Below are 17136 nucleotides of genomic sequence, written 5' to 3'. Positions count from 1 at the left end.
TCGCCGGGTCACGGCCCACAGGTACCCGCTTGGGTAACCCGTCGCGGTACTCAGCCCCGCACATCACACAAGCAGCACCCCTTGCCTGTGTGGCTGACAGGTTCCAGTAATAGCGCTCCATCAGGAATCACCCGATGCCTTACCGCGCTGAGCTGCACTGTTTCCCGATGAAGTGCCGGCATTCGAGCCACCGGAAGCGGGCGCCGTAGTGATCGCCTCCGCCCGCCAGGACGTGCCCGAACGGCCGTCCACCTCCCACTCGTTCGCCCACAGGTCAGCGACCCGGACCTCGGCGCCTTCGACGATGCCTTGAGGCTGGGCGCCGGACACGACCACGTGAATCACGTCGGTGCGTCGCCCTTCAGCCTGACGGACCGACAAACCCGTGATCCACTGCGGCTGCCCCTCGCGGTCGCGCCGGACCTCCCCTTCCGGGGTCATCCGCGCTTCCGGAGCGATCACGCAGCGCATCACGCCGAGCCTGGCAGTATCGATCGGCTTATTCTGCACAACAGTTCACCTCCCAATCGCAACCCATGCACTCATCCGAATGAGTGCCAGAAACAATCGTGCGGCCTAGGCGCGGTGGGGTCAACCACTTATCCTCATGAGTGCATGACACTCCGCTGCACACAGCACTGACAACACAGCCCGTCAGAGAAGCCGCCGCAGACCGAGACGAAGCCCGGAGGGTGCGACCCATGGCAGCCCGAGAACACATCGAACGCCGCCCCACCATGGCAATGCAGGTTGCGCAGCGCGTGGCCGACGACATCCGGGAAGGCACCTACCCGACCGGCACAAAGCTCCCCTCAGAAGTCCAGATGGAGCGCATGTTCCAGATCGGGAAAGCGACCGTGCGCGCCGCCATGGCCGAGCTTCAGCGCATGGGCCTCACAGAGACCCAGCAGGGCAAGGGCACCATCGTGCTGGGTCCCGGAGGCCGCGTTCCCCCCGTTGGCATCGACCGTTCCATTCAGCGCACCACCAAGGGCAGTTGGGTACTGCCCGAAGCCGTCGAGGCCGAGCGGCCCGCCGTGTGTCGGACCACGCTCGATGGCCCCCCCGCCGCCTTTCTGGATCAACAGGATCAGGACGCGTTCAGCGTGGACCGGATGTTGCGGGACCCCGACACCGCTACCCGCATGGCGCACCGGATCTTCATCCCGCTCGCCACGGCAGCCGACGTTCCCCTTCTCGCCGAGAAGCCGGACGCCCCCCTGAGTGATCTTTACCAACAGCTCGTCGACGCCGGACGCACCTTGGAATTCGTGGAACATGTCACGGCCCGCAACGCGTTCCCCGACGAGCAGACGGCACTCGGAATGCGCGACGCAGGCCCGCTCCTTGTCTCCTACCGCGTGATCACGGACGCCAAGTCCGGTCGCCCCTTGCTGTGTGAGGAGCTGCGGGCGCCCGCCTCCACATGCAGGCTGACCTTTCCGCTACCACCGACCAAGGCCCCCGCCAAGCGAGGCGCCGCTCGCCGTCGAGCCGCATCGGAGTAATTTCTCTCTACTTACTCAAGGGCGCGCCTGCGGCGCGCCGGGGCGGCTCTTCGGCCGCCCCGGACGGGCGTGCGGCCTTCGGCCGGTCCCGTCCGGCCGGCCAAGCCGCCCGGACCCACGGCAGCCCACTGCAACGAGAAGTCTCCCGCAGCTCTTTGCGGGGGACTTCTCGTTGCAGCACCCTCACAGCCAGCGAACCAAAGCCTCCACCACAGCGTGCCGCTCTTCACACTCAGGGCATCCGCTACTCCTGTTTCCCACTCAGGACCGCTAGCCGGCCTACCTCCCGATTCGAACGTCGCTGCCGTCGTTCCTCGAACGCCAGGTGCAGTCTCAGCCTCAGGAAACACGGGCAGCGTGGCACAGGCCGGTGGGGGTGCAGCGAGCCAGGTACGGTCCGCGGTCCACGCACCCGCCGCGGGGGCTGGCTTTCTGTGGCTAGGGCCTGTCCGACAGGCCGTGTGCTGGAGTGTCTGGCGCCCAGGTTGGTGCTTCGCGGTCTCGCGGTTATGGCATGACGTGCACAGCGGACAGAGACGAGACCACGCGGCCGGATCACTCACCGCGAGCTACCAGTACACGCCGTGACTCGGGGAAGTGATCACCCACCGTCACAGTGCGCGAGCGGAGCACGCACCACGGATGCGTGTACAGGTAGCGCTTACGGATGCGCTCCCATCAGACGCCATGACCCTTCACCGTGGTCGTGCCTCGCTGTTGCTCTGCTTTCCTCGCATGTGTTGGGCGGCATCCGCCCGTGGCGAGTTCCGGGCAGCCGGGGGCAGAGCAGAGGGGCTTACGAGGCATGGGGGCACCTCTCTCCGGGGGTGTTGTGCGCGTCGTGCGCCCCCTGTGCACCGCCGATGTGTCAGGAATCTCCCCATGCAGAACGTGACCGTGGAAGACCGAGCGTGCTGCACTATCGGCATGACAAAGGTGACGCAGCACACACCACCCCCTGCACTGGAAATCCGTTGCGGTGGCCTGCACTTGACGGTTCAGCGCGTCCCGGGATGGCTGGTGGCAGCTCTCACCACGGCCACCGGAAGCGGGATCGCAGCGTGGGTCACGTCGCGGTGACACGCCCGTTGGTGCACTAGCGGGGATGGGTCGGACCGCAGACGAGCCAGATCAGGAGCGGCAGAGCCGTTCCGGGGTGGCCACACTGCCCGTGGGGACAGCTATGGTGTCGGCACTCAGTCGCCGCGGGAGGTGAGATGGAAGACCACGAGCCGTACGACATTAGGTGGTTCACGGGCAGTAGGCATTGCGAGCAGTTGGGGAATGCGTTCAAGCGGCTCGTGAGGGTACACAAGCACATCGCCCAAGATTCAAGCGCAGTGCATACGGCGATGATGTCTGACAGTGCCCAAATCGACTTGGTGATAGCGGATGAACTACACCGCTATGTGTCTACCTTCTGGAACCTTGCTGACGAAGAGGCGACGGCCCGGAAGCAGCTTCGCTCAGCTGCCGATGCCCTCAAATCAGCCGACACGACTGGCCAACGTCGCGTTGCCGTACGGAACTTCCTGTCGGCCCTTGCTGAGCTGTTCCTCTGTCTTCTGCGCTTCGTGGTCCGCGTCCTGCTTGCTCTGCTCTCGCTCCGACTCGGGCGAGTCACAACCGACGACGTCCCGGACTGGACGAGCGACCCGATAGACGCAACCCCGCAGATCACACCTCGCGGCCCGACCTTCTCCTTCCCCGCGCTTATCAACCGGGGCGGGCATCACTGCAGTCGTGCGTTGGGGAGCGCCATACTGGCTGCCTAGGTGACCGCCGACCATAGATGGTCGGAAGGTTCGAGATCATGTTTTCCTTGCCGGATACAGCCCCGTGGTGGGCCGTCATGGCTGTTGCTGCACTCGGCATCATCGTGTTCGGGGTTCATAGTGTCGTCCGCGCTGTGTGGCCGCAGTCATCCGCTCACCGCAAAGAGCTTCTGCGGGAGTGGCAACGACAGCGGGAGCTGGAGCGAGAGAGGCAGCGTCGGGAGATCGAAAGTCAGGAATGAGGCTCGCTAGGGCGGGGGCATTTAGGCCCCGCCCTAGGACTCTGTATCGGTGTCGTACAGCACTTACACGAAGTGCGGGACCTCTATCCGACCCTCGGCGGTCTTGACCAAAGTGGCAGCCGTGGCACAGGGGTTGAACGTTCTGTCCGTGCTCATCCCCGAGCGCCAGCGGCTGCATGTGGTCCACGTCAACCACGTTCGCGAGGGCAGTGACATGGTCGGCTCCAACATGGAGGACGACCCCGACCAAGGTTGATTGACCCGGCCGGATAGAAAGCGCGGTTTCCGGTGTGCCCGCACCCTGAGTCGAACCGGTAACGCTGCGGATTGTGTACGGGCCTCCCTCGCGAGGCCGGTACCGCGCACCTCTGCCATTGGGTCATGCAGGCTAGTGGTCCTACTCCGCGCGTGGCTTTGACGCTCGTAGGTCCGGGCGGATGACCAGCGGGTCGAGGGGCGGCCACCAGTGGGCGGTGTGATCTCCCCGCGCTCTGCCTCACGACCACCGCGGCTGAGCCTAGGGGGCGGCCATCAACACCCCTGATCCCCAACTACTTCGAGCAGCTAGCCGCATGCCGCCTCCCGGCGAGCTTGACGGGTCCTCCCCCGGTGATCAACTTCCGCAACCCGCACCCCTCGCACCGCACGAAGCTCGCTTTGCGCCCAGGCTCGATCCAGACCTGCGACCCCTTCCGGGTCTGCCACTGCTCAACCACGCTTGCCCCCTCGCGCATCTGACCCTCAGGAGGGCCGCTGTTCGTTCGCCAAAATCGACAGCACGCCGGCCACGAGCCGAGCACCCCCAGGCCACAGCCACACCACAGGCTCGCCCTTGGGGCCCGTGTGCGGGACAGCCCGCAGCACCTCCCCGACCCCCAGCGATTCAGCTGCCGTGTTGATCTCACGAGCCGCCGCGTCAGCCTCTCTCCACCCCGATAAGTAGTCCATGCCCGGCACGTGGATCACGTCGTCAGGATCATCGTTGCAGCCACCCTGTCGAGCATTCACCATTGCACACAACTCCCCGCTTGAGTTCCGCTATCCCCGTTCCCCCGTCGTTGCGTTGAGTTACCAACTCATCCCACCCCAACCGCAGTTAGCAACCCAACACGCCATTCGCACCCGAGATACTACGTGCAGTTACGCTCCACGTCTCTGTTAGCGCGAACCTTTCTGCAAAGTGGCCGACAGGCCACGTCGACGCGCGCATATGTCAGCCAGAAATGCCTCCTGCCGATACGGGCCCCCTCCCCGTCATCACAGGGAGGGGGCCCGCGACCCCGGCTCAGCCGTCACCGAGAGTCGGCACGCTCAGTACAGGTACTGAGCCGACACCCAACCGGAGGAACCGCGCGAAAGACCGCCCGCCGACCGCTGCTTGAGCACCACGCGATGCCACAACTGCCCGTGGCCGTCTTGGCGCGCCCCCACGAGCCGGACTCGCTCCCCTCCGTAGAGCAGGCCGAGCACAACCCGGTTGGTCCCCGGTCCACCGCGCACCCGTAACCCGTTGACCGTCACGGAGGCGGACTCCCCGTAGGTGGCCCGCCCGTCGGCATAGGCGTGCCCCGAACCGGCGCCCGCAGGCGCCACATTGCGGGGGCTGCCGCCGCCGACACCGACCGGACCAGGCAACGGCATGGCCGACGCGGCCGAGACGCCAACCATGCCGAGTCCCACCACAGTCGCGCCGGACACGACCAGAGCACGCAGACTCTTGCGACCCATCATCTGACTACCTCTCAGGTTGACTTGAACGAGCGCGACCCATAGGTCAGCCACTCATCCGAATGAGTTGTCAGCATCCAACGTCCATCCGCATGACGTCAATCACTTATCCGAATGAGTTGAGTTCTTCTTGTGCGGCGCCAAGGACCCCACCACGGGTCATCACGACAAAGGGGCAGCTAGGGCAGTGTCCGCGCCGGCCCATGACGCGCCGTACAGCCGCCCTCAGCGCGAAGCCCCGCCCTTCATAAGAAGAGGCGGGGCAAGGTGCCTCCAACGCTCACCCGACAGCGTCGGCTCCCTTGCGGGCCTGTGCCCGCGCCTCCGTCAGCGCCACGCTCTCTTCCGCAGTGGGACAGCGACACGGGCAGTCCGTTTCGGGGCCAACCAAGAGCTGATTCCCCTCCACGGCGAGCGAAGTCGTGAGGGCACAGTCATGCAGTCGACAAGAGCCCTCCGGAGCCAAGAGCGCACGAAGGCACGGCCCGCACGGCACCGGTAACCGATCCCCGCTCACTACGGCCGCCCCCTGCCCGCAGCCGTGCGACCCTTCCGGCAGGAGCACGGGCAGCCTCGACTCCCCGTGGCGATCAACTGCCCATCGCGCACTTTCAACGTCGTCGAACCGAAGCAGGCATGAGGCACGGCGAGTCTCCCAACCAAATGTTGAGCCAGACACGGAGGACAAGGCACCACCGCGTCGGGCGAATCAGTCGGGCAGGCTGGTGTGTGTACCACCCCGGGGTAGGGCCCACGAGAGGTGCTCTCCCACATCCGATCTTCGTAGGTCTCGCCCTCACGTACCGTGTGCATGCACTCCCCACACCGGGGTGGGCGCCCCTTGACCTGAGTGCTCATGCACCCACCCGCATCGCCGCAGTTACGGCAGCGTTCGCCGCACGCAATGCGCGTCGGAGGCGCAATCCCGTTTGGCAAGACTCGTACGCCTGGCAGGCAGAGCAGACACCAAGGTGCGCCAGCAGCTCGTTGTACACCGCCTGCGCCCGTTCGGTCAGTCGCCGACCGCCGTTCGCAACACGCCGTGTCTCCCGACTCACCACGGCATCCCTTCCGTTTCGCTGAGCGCGGTATGGACGAGCGCAGCGACGGAAGGCAGCGGGCACAGGTCACCGACCATGCGAGGCCGCACCGCCCAGTGCAGACCAATCGGTCCCGTCATATCCGCGGCCGGGACCGAGAGGAAGAAGCCATGACCCAGCATGGGAGCCGCATCGGGGTACAACCATCGCGCCGTCGGGACGGGCGCAACAAGCGCGTAGTACTGATGCTGCGGGCGGTTGTAGATAACCGGCCCGCACAGCAGCCCGGCCAGTGTCGATGTGACCTGGTCCCGGTCATCAGTCCCGGCAGCCGTATGCACCAGTCGCGCCGCCAGGCACACGGAGTTGAACTTGGTGCCGAGAGGCAGTAGAGCCGATCCGCGCTGCGTCCACTCCCCCTGAGCGTGGTGTGGCTTGCACTGGGAGCGCGCCAACCAGTCGAAGGCCGCCCTCAGCTCCACCGCAACGCGCTCTCCCGCACTCGGGGCTTTGCCTGAACTCTCACTCATGCCCGCTCCTCGCAGTCGGCCATGCCCCAACCAAATGGCCAGGGCCCACCCTCCATCGAAGAACGTCGCTATTGCGGGTGGAGGGGCCCACTAGGGGCCCGCTAGGGGCCAGTTGACGAGTAGCGTGGCAATGAGGAGGCCCCCTGCATGGACGACCTGAAAGCCACCCGGCGTACGTTCGGCGCACGTCTCGCTGCTCTGCGCAAACGGGCGCAGCTCTCGCAATCCCAACTCGCGGCACGTCTGTGCGCGGCTAGCGGCACAACCACCCTTACCCGCAACGAAGTCTCCAGGTGGGAGCGGGGCGAACGACTTCCCGACGCATGGCTGCCGGCCTTGGCATTGGTACTTGGTGTGCCGGCCGGCGAGTTGGAAATCGACGCAGACCGAGCACGGGGAGCAACGCCGGAGCTTCAGGACGATCACCCCAGCGCAGTCGTGCAGGAACGAGCCGGATGGCTCCTGGCCCACGACAACGCACACGGTGGTGATCACGTAGCTGACGCCGCTATCCAGATGTGGCACTCAGAGCGAGCGAAGATCACCCAGGACCACAAGGCTCACCTACGCGTAGTCGCCGAGATCGCCGAGATCGCCGGATGGCTGCTCTTCGATGCCGCCCGCCCTGAAGAAGCGCGAGCCGCTTGGATGGAATCCCTGCACCTTGCCCAGAGGGCCGGTGATCGCCCCATGCAGTGGTTCGCCATGGATCTATTGGCAATGGAAGCCGTAGAGAGTGGGCGCATAGGAGAGGCTCTCGCGCTCTGCGACGAGATCGCCATGAGCGGCGTACCGCCCCGGGTAGGCCTTTTGACCGAGCTTCGACGCGGTCGCGCTCTCGCCGCAGTTGGTGACCGCCCACGGGCTCGTCTAGCAGTCAGCAAGGCGCGCAGCAGTCTGGATGACTCTCTGCACCCTCGTGATCCTCAGTGGTCGTGGTGGGTCAACGACCTGGAGGTCACAGGGCATGAGGCGGAGGTAGCGCTGTTGCTCGATGAGCCGGCCCATGCGGTGCCGCGTTTCGAGCGGACTCACGAACTCGTCGAGGCCATCAATCCCACCGGCCGAGGGGCGTTGTATTACTCCGTTGCCCAGCTTGACGCCCTGGTCCGGGTCGGAGCGTGGCAGGAGGCCGAAGAGCCGCTCATACAATTGGGGCCATTACTGAACAACGTGGCGTCTTCCCGTAACCGCAAGCGGCTACGAAGGGTGCTGCGATCCATCTACCGCGACGGTCCCCCTTGGCTCATCGAGGGTGCGCGGGAGATCACGGCGAGTTGATCAGGCACCTTGCCTCAGTGCCGACGGAGGCCGCTCTGCGCCGGACCCGATCTACGATGGGCACCCTGCCACGGAGCACCCCGGGGGCGATCTTCCTTAGTCAGCCTCCCCTGAACACACGCCGACTGAGCAGGGGCGAGGTCGACACCAAGTCATCACCACACCCCGCACAGTCCGGTTTCAACCGGTATGAACAGGGATTGAGGGTAGCCCGTGACACACCGCTTGACCTGCATAAACACTGGTTATGAGGAGATGCCCCCTGATCCGCCGGTGAACTTCCAGTTCACGGGTCAGAGGGCATACGCCATCCGAAACGGCCGCCTGTGCGGGCAGGTTCGGGACTTCGCCTACCAGGGGACCACCCCTGAGTTCTGGGGATCGATGCAAGCTGTCGGAGGGCCCCAGACGTACGTCCTCGGGGGCGCTTTCAACTGCGGGAAGGCCCAACCGGGGCAAGTCGCCTCCGTGTCCCACGGCTGCCCATCCGCACTGTTTCGGGGCGTGAATATCCTGAACACCTCGGAGGAGTCCGGCCGTTCGTGACCGAGCGCCGGCGACGGTGCCGAAGCCAACTCTCAGCGCCTTCGGTCCTTCACGGCTGCGGTGACCGCCACCGCGCTGCCGAGAAGGAGTGGCAGAGTCATCGATACGAAAACCCACGGGAGCACGTGCGCGTCCGGCGTGGATCGCCAGAGGACTTCGCAGCCCGCGAGGAATGAGATGCCGATACAGGTGTTGAACAGCAGCAGCGCGCGGGCGATCCGGCGTGCCGAGGAACGACTGCCGGGCCTGTTGAGCATGGACGATGCCGCCTGCGCAGCGGCGAACGGTGCAGCGTTGGCGCTCGACATCTCATCGCGCGGTGTCACTCGTAATGTCAGTTCCGCGCAACCAGCCATCAGCATCGTCGCCCCCGCATACACGAAGACCAGCACGAACGCGCTGCCGATCGACCTGTCGGCCCAGGCGTCCACTCCGTCGACCCCGATGTGCTTCGGTATCCGTCCCGGTAAGTGCGGATAACGAAGGGTTCCCCATAGGGCCAACCCGACGAGCAGGACGGCATTCGGGAACAACCACAGCCGGACAGGGCGGGAGAAAAGCACCATGGGACTGATCATCCGATGAGAGCTTGAGGTTGGAAAGAGCGCAGTGTCGGAAAATCTTCGGAATGAGGCACGGTGACGCGAGGCCGCACCGCCCACTACCGGGCAGCCGGCCGTGCACGGAACCTGACTGTGCACGATCCGGCTTACCCCTGCGTGCGCCGCGGGCCAGAGCTTCCGCCCGCGTTTCCCGCTCGCGGACTCGTGGACCCGTGCCGCCCTTCAAATACCTGCTTCAGCTGTCAAGGCCAGGCCCGCCCTAGACACGGACTGCTGTGGTCTGGCGCACCTTCGATCGTCCTGAGCGTGCGAAGGGCAGGGGACGCGTGCTGTCCTCCGACTGCTCTTGTTGCGCCTCGTGAAGCACAGTGGTGGATAGGTGGCGCAAGGCGTCCGCGTGTTCCGTCAGGATGCTGTGCGTGTGGGAGTCATCGGGATCGGTGAGCAGCAGACGTGCCGCGGTATTGACGGCTCGCAATCGCGGCTTTTGGGTGTCCCGGTAATACGCGGGCAGGCAGCGCCAAGCCGTGTTGGCGATCGTGACGAGCCGCCAGGTGGGCGACGACGAGGGTTCCGCTTCGTAGAAGCGCAGGGCATAACGACTGACCAGCCAGTACGACAGCGCGAGTGAGGCGCCCGCGACGGCGTCGAACGCCAGCCAGAGGTACGGGAGTCGGCGATGTCCGGTCAATTCGTCGGTCAGCCATGCGAGGCCGGCTCCGCCCGCACCGAAGAGAGTCAGAGCGGCCAGGGTGAAGAGAAACACCGCCGGAAAGAGGCCGATGCAATTATCGCTTTCCAGGCGGGTGAGTCCTTTCCAGTGCGGAGCGAGGTACCTGGCGTACCGCACAGTTCTGGGGGCGGGTTCGATGACGGCGATACGTCTCGCCCAGCTTACGGCCATAGCGATTCCTATCCATGGGTGAGCCTGCGCGTATTGGACATTGAGGGAACGACGCCGGCACGCATGAGACTTCATCCAATGAATGGAGTAACGTTTTTGCGTAGAATTTTACACCGAACAGCGGGGCGCAATTGAGGGCGCTCGAAATACATGCAGTGCGCGCTCAGGCAACTGCTCGGCTCACCCCTGGCTGAGGCCTCCGCTCACTTCTTCGTATAAGCACGTATAAGGAATCCTGAACGGATGCACTCCTCACCCGTATGCCGCACATCCGCAGCAACTTCGTCGCGTTATCCCGGATATGACGAAGGAATGTCGAGGGTGCATCTCCTCTCCGCACACCGATCAGGCCGCCCAAGGCGCACCGAGGGAAGCCAAGGTGAACCTATCTGAAGCGGTCCCTGCTTCAGCTGCGGTGGCAGTCTCGGGTGCCGAAGTCAGAAAAAATGAGCCGTCCATCACGATCTCGACGGAGTCTCTTCTGTCGGATTTCCTGGATCGCATGAACGCTCTTGAAACAGGATTCGCTCAACGGTGGCGCGATTCGACCGCGTGGCGAACTTCCACCAAGCCGGAGTGATCTGACTCCATCATGTGGAATGAGCAGAACTACTATCACCCGGGATTTTCGGACGAGCAGGCGCCTGGACAGAGTTACGGGCACGCCGGACCGTACGGAGACCCTGCCGGTCAATACTCGGCTCTCACGGATCCCCCTGTTCAAGCCTGGGATGGTCAGGCATGGGATCCTGCCGAGGAATTGGCTTTCTTGCTGCAAGAGTCGATCGCGGATCAGTCCGTCCAAAACGCCGCAGTCAGCGAAGCGGTGTTGGTCGACGACCCTACGGTCAGTTCTCCGCTTCAGGCACTGCAAGACATCACGGCGGAACTGCCGCCGCTGAGAGCGAGCCCGCAGGGGCATCGAAAAGTGCGCGAGCGTCGCCGCCCGCACCTCGCTCGGATCACGAGTTATGCCATTGCCGCCCTTGTGGCCTTGACGGCGTCGGCCGTCAGCTTCTTCAGCACAGCGGTAACTTACGACCCGTTGAGGCTGGTTGCCGAAGACCACACGAAGAGTTCAGTCACCTGGTGGCCCGTCCTCATTTTCGGCCCCTGGCTGGTCGCCTCCCTCGCCGTCCTGAGAGCCGCGTTGCATCAACGTCGCGCGGTGCACTCCTGGTGCGTGGTGATCACCTTCTCTCTGATCACCATGCTTCTCTGCGTCGCGCAGGCCCCGAGGGACGTCATCGACATCACCGCGGCAGTCCTGCCCAGCCTTGCCTCTCTGGCCTGTTTCCAACAACTGGTCCGGCAGATCACACTTACTCGACCTCCACGACGACCCGTACCCCGCCACCGCCTTGCGCAGGCCAACGTGCGCGTGCCGTCCTCCACCGAGGAGACGGCGCACGACATGTCCGCCGACGGGAGCGTCAAGGCAGAGGTCCCCAGACCACGTGCCGCAGGACTCGGGTCACATCAGTCACGTTCGAAACCCGACTAGAACCCGACTGGAACGCCGCCCCGCTCGGCCGGCCCCGGTGACACTTCCACGACAGGGCTCCACCTGACACAGGTGGAGCCCATTACTCTGCGATGCGCCCACTTACTGCCCCGCCCTCCCTCGGCCGGCTCCGGCATATCGTCGCGAGAGAGCCGAAGGTCAGCGGGGCCGAGGTCGACACCAAGTCATCACCAGACCCCGCACAGTCCGGTTTCAACCGGTATAGACAGGGATTGAGGGTAGCCCGTGACACACCGCTTGACCTGCATAAACACTGGCCATGAGGAGAAGGCCCAGCCCGGCCGGAACACCACTCAGGAGGCCGGACGATGAGCCGCAGCGCAAGCAAGCCGCACGAGATCGTCGAGCGCGCCCTCGAACTGTCCACCGCCGACGGCTGCGTCGTGATCGCCGACGAGGAGTCGACCGCCAACCTGCGCTGGGCGGGCAACGCGCTGACCACCAACGGCGTCACCCGCGGCCGCACCCTCACCGTCATCGCGACCGTCGACGGCAAGGAGGGCACCGCCTCCGGCGTCGTCACGCGCGCGGCGGTCACCGCGGACGACCTGGAGCCGCTGGTGCGGGCCGCCGAGGAGGCGGCGCGCGGCGCGGAGCCCGCCGAGGACGCGCAGCCGCTGGTCACCGGCGCGGCCCCGGCCGCCGACTTCACCGAGGCCCCCGGCGAGACCTCCTCCGCCGTCTTCGCGGAGTTCGCCCCGGCGCTCGGCGAGGCCTTCGCCCGCGCGCAGGAGGGCGGCCGCGAGCTGTACGGCTTCGCCAACCACGAGTTCGTCTCCAGCTACCTCGGTACGTCGACGGGGCTCCGGCTCCGCCACGACCAGCCGAGCGGCACGCTGGAGATGAACGCCAAGTCGCCGGACCGCACCAAGTCGGCGTGGGCCGGGCGGGCCACCCGCGACTTCAAGGACGTCGACCCGGCGGCCCTGGACGCCGAGCTCGCGCAGCGGCTCGGCTGGGCGCGGCGGCGCGTCGACCTGCCCGCCGGGCGGTACGAGACGCTGCTGCCGCCGACGGCCGTCGCGGACCTGCTGATCTACCAGATCTGGTCGGCCTCGGCGCGGGACGCCGCCGAGGGGCGCACCGTCTTCGCCAAGCCGGGCGGCGCCACGCGCCTGGGCGAGCGGCTCGCCAACCTGCCGCTGACGCTGCGCAGCGATCCGCACGAGCCGGGCCTGGAGTCGGCGCCGTTCGTGCTCGCGCACTCCTCGGGCGGGGACGCCTCCGTCTTCGACAACGGCCTGCCGCTGACCGCCACCGACTGGATCCGCGACGGTGAGCTCGCTCACCTCACCACCAGCCGGCACAGCGCCGCCCTGACCGGGCTCCCGGTCACGCCGGCCGTCGACAACCTCGTCCTGGACGGCGGCGGCACCCGTTCCCTGGACGAGATGGTCGCGGCCACCGAGCGCGGACTGCTGCTGACCTGCCTCTGGTACATCCGCGAGGTCGACCCGGCGACGCTGCTGCTCACCGGGCTGACCAGGGACGGCGTGTACCTGGTGGAGAAGGGCGAGGTGGTGGGCGAGGTGAACAACTTCCGGTTCAACGAGTCGCCGGTCGACCTGCTCGGCCGGGCCACCGAGGCGGGCCGCACGGAGCGGACCCTGCCGCGCGAGTGGGGCGACTACTTCACCCGGGCCGCCATGCCCGCGCTGCGCGTCCCCGACTTCAACATGAGTTCGGTCAGCCAGGGCGTATAACCTCGGACCTTGCACCTTCGTGCATCGAGCAGACACACCCGAGGAGACACGAGACCGTGACGGACATCGTCGACGAGCTGAAGTGGCGGGGCCTTTTCTCCCTGTCCACCGATGAAGACGCACTGCGCAAGGCGCTCGCGGACGGTCCCGTCACGTTCTATTGCGGCTTCGACCCGACCGCGGCGAGCCTGCACGTCGGGCATCTGGTGCAGGTCCTCACCGTCCGCAGGCTCCAGCAGGCGGGTCACCGCCCGCTGGCGCTGGTCGGCGGGGCCACCGGCCAGATCGGCGACCCCCGGCCGACCGCCGAGCGCACCCTGAACGACCCGGAGACGGTCGCGAACTGGGTGGCCAGGCTGCGCTCGCAGATCGAGCCGTTCCTGTCCTTCGAGGGCGAGAACGCCGCGACGATGGTGAACAACCTCGACTGGACCGCGGGGATGTCCGCGATCGAGTTCCTGCGCGACATCGGCAAGCACTTCCGGGTGAACAAGATGCTGACCAAGGACTCCGTGGCCCGCCGCCTGGAGTCCCAGGAGGGCATCTCCTACACGGAGTTCAGCTACCAGCTGCTGCAGGGCATGGACTTCCTGGAGCTCTACCGCAGGTACGGCTGCACGCTGCAGACCGGCGGCAGCGACCAGTGGGGCAACCTCACCGCGGGCATCGACCTGATCCACCGCCTGGAGCCGGACGCCACCGTGCACGCGCTCGGCACACCGCTGATGCTCAAGTCGGACGGCACCAAGTTCGGCAAGTCCGAGGGCGGCGCCGTCTGGCTCGACCCGGCGATGACCACGCCGTACGCGTTCTACCAGTTCTGGCTGAACACGGACGACCGGGACATCTCCACGTACCTGCGGATCCTCTCCTTCAAGTCCCGCGAGGAGCTGGAGGAGATCGAGAAGCAGACCGAGGAGCGGCCGCAGGCGCGCGCCGCACAGCGCGCGCTCGCCGAGGAGCTGACCACGCTGGTGCACGGCGCGGACCAGTGCGCCGCGGTCATCGCCGCGTCCAAGGCGCTGTTCGGCCAGGGCGACCTCGCCGGACTGGACGAGGCGACGCTGGCCGCGGCGCTCTCCGAGCTGCCGCACATCAAGGTCGCCGAGCTCGGCCAGGTCGTGGACCTGCTCGCCGAGGTCGGCCTGGTGGCGAGCAAGTCCGCGGCCCGGCGCACGGTCAAGGAGGGCGGTGCCTACGTGAACAACGTGAAGGTCACCGCCGAGGACGCCGTGCCGGCCGCCGCCGATCTGCTGCACGGCCGGTGGCTGGTGCTGCGCCGCGGCAAGAAGAACCTGGCCGCGGTCGAGGTCACGGCGGGCTGAGCGCCCACGCGCACAGGCGAGGGGGCCGGTCCGCCCGGACCGGCCCCCTCGTCGTGCGTCGGTGCGGCTAGGCCGTTCGTCGTTTGTTGCCCCGGATCATCTTGTACGCGGCGTCGCCGAGGCCGACGATCACGACCGCGGCGACCAGCTGCAGTGCGTGGCGCCCCCAGTCGATGCCCTTGGTCTCGTTGATGCCGAACTGCGTCGCGAGCCAGTTGCCCAGGACGGCTCCGATGATTCCGAACACCGTGGTCAGCCAGAGCGGACTGTGCTGCTTCCCGGGCAGGATCGCCTTGGCAATCAGCCCCAGCACGAACCCCACGATGATCGCCCACAACCAGCCCATAGCTGCCTCCTCGTAGCTCTGCATGAGCGTTACGGTCAGTGTCGTCCGGTCCGCCATACGGCGCATGTCGGGCACCCCCATACGTGGCACGGCGCAGGAAGGGCACCGAGGCGGGGCCGCCCCCGGTCTCGTGGGCGGCGCAGTCGCGGCGTAACGTTGAGCTGTCCGGACCGGGGCAGGTACCAGGGAGAGTCCGGCACAGCGGACAGGGCGGTGGAACGTGATGCGGAAGCAGAGCAGCGGCCAGGTCTTCCGGATCACGGGGGCCCGGCAGGGTCTCGCGGAGGACGTCCGGGGCAGGCAGCGCCGGTATGTGATCTCCATGTCGGTCAGGACGGTCTCCGTCGTGGCCGCGGCGGTGCTGTGGAACGTCGAGCGGCACGTCGCTCTCGTCGCTCTGGTGCTCGGGATCCTCCTGCCGTACGTCTCCGTCGTGATCGCCAACGCGGGCCGGGAGAACGCCCCGTCGCTGCCGTCGACGTTCGTACCCGCCCCTTCTCGGCCAATGCTGGCTCCGCCGCCTTCGGCCGCCGCCGCGGAATCCGTCCCGGAAGATCCCGCGGGCGCCGCGCACGACCAGCGACGGGGCGCCGCGCACGAGCCGGGCTGACCCGTCGACGATGCGCCAAGCTCAAGAAAAGCTCAGATCAATCATGTAGTTCCGGTGCCAGTCACCGGGTCCCCCATGACATACTTCGTACGCGCTCCGCATCCCCCGTCGGAGCGACAGACCGACGCCGGGCAGCTCCCCCCGTGGCTGCTCGGCGTCGCCTTGTTGTGAACGGTTGGACGCGTTGTGGTGAACGGTTGGACGCGACGGTGAGTGACGAAATCCCGATCTGTTCCGCCAAGGGCTGCCGCGTCGCCGCGGTCTGGGTGCTCGCCTGGAACAACCCCAAGATCCACACGCCGGAGCGGCGCAAGACGTGGCTCGCATGCGACGAACACCGCGAGCACCTCGCCCAGTTCCTGGGCGTCCGGGGCATGTTGAAGGACGTCGTGCCGCTCGCCGAGTGGCAGGCCCGCGAGAGCGGCTAGCTAGCCGCCGATCGCCGACATCGGGCGGTCGGGCTGCAGGAACGACGGGTCGTCCAGGCCCGAGCCGGCCTTCTTGCCCCACATCGCGAGCTTCCAGATACGGGCGATGGCCTCGTCCGACCCGTCCGTGCTGTCCTCGGGGGCCGCACGCAGCGCTGCGCGCAGGTCGGTCTCCTCGGTGGCGAACAGACAGGTGCGCACCTGGCCGTCGGCGGTGAGCCGGGTCCGGTCGCAGGCCGAGCAGAACGGGCGGGTCACGGAGGCGATGACGCCGACGCGGTGCGGGCCGCCGTCCACGATCCAGCGCTCCGCGGGGGCCGAGCCGCGCTCGGTGGTGCCCTCCTCGGTGAGCTCGAAGCGGGTGCGCAGGGACTCCAGGATGTCACCGGCCGTGATCATGCCGTCGCGCTTCCAGCCGTGCTGGGCGTCGAGGGGCATCTGCTCGATGAAGCGGAGCTCGTAGTCGTTCTCTACCGCCCAGGCCAGCAGGTCCGGGGCCTCGTCGTCGTTCAGGCCCGGCATCAGGACGGTGTTGACCTTGACCGGGGTGAGGCCGGCGTCGCGGGCCGCTTCGAGGCCGGCGATGACGTCCTTGTGGCGGTCACGGCGGGTGAGCGTCTTGAAGACCTCGGGGCGCAGGGTGTCCAGGGAGACGTTGACCCGGTCCAGGCCCGCGGCCTTCAGGGCCTGCGCGGTGCGCTTGAGGCCGATGCCGTTCGTCGTCAGGGACATCTTCGGGCGGGGCTCCAGCTGGGCGCAGCGCTCGACGATGCCGACGAGGCCGGGGCGCAGCAGGGGCTCGCCGCCGGTGAAGCGGACGTCCGTGATGCCGAGCTGGGTGACGGCGATGCGCACGAGGCGGACGATCTCGTCGTCGGTGAGGAGGTCAGGCTTGGCCAGCCACTGCAGGCCTTCTTCCGGCATGCAGTACGTGCAGCGCAGATTGCAGCGGTCGGTCAGTGATACGCGCAGGTCAGTGGCTACGCGGCCATAGGTGTCGATGAGCACTGCGGCCCCTCCCCGGCGGTTGGTGCTGATGTTCCCGACTGCTTTCGACCTTACGCCAGACCTCTGACAAGACC

At 66.7% G+C, this 17136-nt stretch carries 16 protein-coding genes and 1 pseudogene; 10 read left to right on the top strand and 7 right to left on the bottom strand.

The window, feature by feature from the left end; translation table 11 throughout:
- Positions 1–120 precede the first annotated feature (120 nt).
- The gene (locus ACFYO9_RS31675; protein ID WP_358777509.1) at positions 121–510 is read right to left on the bottom strand and encodes a hypothetical protein; all 390 of its coding nucleotides are present in this window, start codon (positions 508–510) and stop codon (positions 121–123) included.
- A 191-nt stretch (positions 511–701) separates the two neighbouring features.
- Here ACFYO9_RS31675 and ACFYO9_RS31670 point away from each other — a divergent pair, with 191 nt between their 5' ends.
- The 3 genes from ACFYO9_RS31670 to ACFYO9_RS31660 all read left to right on the top strand — a co-directional run bounded on the left by ACFYO9_RS31670 (position 702) and on the right by ACFYO9_RS31660 (position 3781).
- The gene (locus ACFYO9_RS31670) at positions 702–1508 is read left to right on the top strand and encodes a GntR family transcriptional regulator (protein ID WP_358777508.1); all 807 of its coding nucleotides are present in this window, start codon (positions 702–704) and stop codon (positions 1506–1508) included.
- Positions 1509–2725: 1217 nt separating this feature from the next.
- Positions 2726–3283, top strand: coding sequence for a hypothetical protein (locus tag ACFYO9_RS31665; protein ID WP_358777507.1), 558 nt, complete (start codon positions 2726–2728; stop codon positions 3281–3283).
- A gap of 363 nt (positions 3284–3646) precedes the next feature.
- A complete protein-coding gene (locus tag ACFYO9_RS31660) occupies positions 3647–3781 on the top strand; it encodes a hypothetical protein (RefSeq protein ID WP_358777506.1) in 135 nt (44 codons plus the stop codon).
- 1055 nt (positions 3782–4836) lie between these two features.
- Here ACFYO9_RS31660 and ACFYO9_RS31655 read toward each other — a convergent pair.
- Complete coding sequence (locus ACFYO9_RS31655) at positions 4837–5256, bottom strand: SH3 domain-containing protein (protein ID WP_358777505.1); 420 nt, start codon at positions 5254–5256, stop codon at positions 4837–4839.
- 1051 nt (positions 5257–6307) lie between these two features.
- Positions 6308–6823 carry a hypothetical protein gene (locus ACFYO9_RS31650; protein WP_358777504.1) on the bottom strand — a complete coding sequence of 172 codons (516 nt, stop codon included), beginning with the start codon at positions 6821–6823 and terminating at the stop codon, positions 6308–6310.
- Between the two features lie 147 nt (positions 6824–6970).
- On the opposite strand from ACFYO9_RS31650, the gene ACFYO9_RS31645 reads away from it, so the two are divergent.
- Together ACFYO9_RS31645 and ACFYO9_RS31640 are read left to right on the top strand one after the other, a co-directional pair.
- Positions 6971–8104 carry a helix-turn-helix transcriptional regulator gene (locus ACFYO9_RS31645; protein ID WP_358777503.1) on the top strand — a complete coding sequence of 378 codons (1134 nt, stop codon included), beginning with the start codon at positions 6971–6973 and terminating at the stop codon, positions 8102–8104.
- A gap of 276 nt (positions 8105–8380) precedes the next feature.
- A pseudogene (locus ACFYO9_RS31640) lies at positions 8381–8650 on the top strand (metallopeptidase TldD-related protein); the annotation flags it as partial.
- A gap of 32 nt (positions 8651–8682) precedes the next feature.
- On the opposite strand, the gene ACFYO9_RS31635 reads toward ACFYO9_RS31640, so the two are convergent.
- Positions 8683–9213, bottom strand: coding sequence for a DUF1648 domain-containing protein (locus tag ACFYO9_RS31635; protein ID WP_358777534.1), 531 nt, complete (start codon positions 9211–9213; stop codon positions 8683–8685).
- Positions 9214–9472: 259 nt separating this feature from the next.
- Positions 9473–10117, bottom strand: a complete 645-nt coding sequence (locus tag ACFYO9_RS31630; protein WP_355818781.1) for a hypothetical protein — start codon at positions 10115–10117, stop codon at positions 9473–9475.
- 592 nt (positions 10118–10709) lie between these two features.
- On the opposite strand from ACFYO9_RS31630, the gene ACFYO9_RS31625 reads away from it, so the two are divergent.
- The 3 genes from ACFYO9_RS31625 to tyrS all read left to right on the top strand — a co-directional run bounded on the left by ACFYO9_RS31625 (position 10710) and on the right by tyrS (position 14670).
- Positions 10710–11621, top strand: a complete 912-nt coding sequence (locus tag ACFYO9_RS31625; RefSeq protein WP_358777502.1) for a DUF2637 domain-containing protein — start codon at positions 10710–10712, stop codon at positions 11619–11621.
- A gap of 329 nt (positions 11622–11950) precedes the next feature.
- Positions 11951–13345 (top strand): TldD/PmbA family protein, encoded by a 1395-nt coding sequence (locus ACFYO9_RS31620; protein ID WP_358777501.1) that lies wholly within the window; start codon positions 11951–11953, stop codon positions 13343–13345.
- A 56-nt stretch (positions 13346–13401) separates the two neighbouring features.
- Positions 13402–14670, top strand: coding sequence for a tyrosine--tRNA ligase (tyrS, locus tag ACFYO9_RS31615; protein ID WP_358712774.1), 1269 nt, complete (start codon positions 13402–13404; stop codon positions 14668–14670).
- Between the two features lie 67 nt (positions 14671–14737).
- Here the strand turns inward: tyrS and ACFYO9_RS31610 are convergent, their stop codons facing one another.
- The gene (locus ACFYO9_RS31610) at positions 14738–15016 is read right to left on the bottom strand and encodes a GlsB/YeaQ/YmgE family stress response membrane protein (RefSeq protein ID WP_355818868.1); all 279 of its coding nucleotides are present in this window, start codon (positions 15014–15016) and stop codon (positions 14738–14740) included.
- A 223-nt stretch (positions 15017–15239) separates the two neighbouring features.
- Here ACFYO9_RS31610 and ACFYO9_RS31605 point away from each other — a divergent pair, with 223 nt between their 5' ends.
- Both ACFYO9_RS31605 and ACFYO9_RS31600 read left to right on the top strand, forming a co-directional pair.
- Entirely contained in the window at positions 15240–15626 is a 387-nt protein-coding gene (locus tag ACFYO9_RS31605; protein ID WP_358777500.1) for a DUF3099 domain-containing protein, read from the top strand.
- A gap of 209 nt (positions 15627–15835) precedes the next feature.
- Positions 15836–16054, top strand: a complete 219-nt coding sequence (locus tag ACFYO9_RS31600) for a hypothetical protein (RefSeq protein ID WP_355818769.1) — start codon at positions 15836–15838, stop codon at positions 16052–16054.
- On the opposite strand, the gene moaA is transcribed toward ACFYO9_RS31600, so the two are convergent.
- Positions 16055–17062 carry a GTP 3',8-cyclase MoaA gene (gene moaA / locus ACFYO9_RS31595; RefSeq protein ID WP_358777499.1) on the bottom strand — a complete coding sequence of 336 codons (1008 nt, stop codon included), beginning with the start codon at positions 17060–17062 and terminating at the stop codon, positions 16055–16057.
- Positions 17063–17136: the final 74 nt, after the last annotated feature.

The organism is Streptomyces sp. NPDC005863 (assembly GCF_042871345.1).
Lineage (GTDB): Bacteria > Actinomycetota > Actinomycetes > Streptomycetales > Streptomycetaceae > Streptomyces.
Note: the sequence above shows the minus strand (reverse complement) of the source record. Positions and strands in the feature narration are given on the sequence as shown.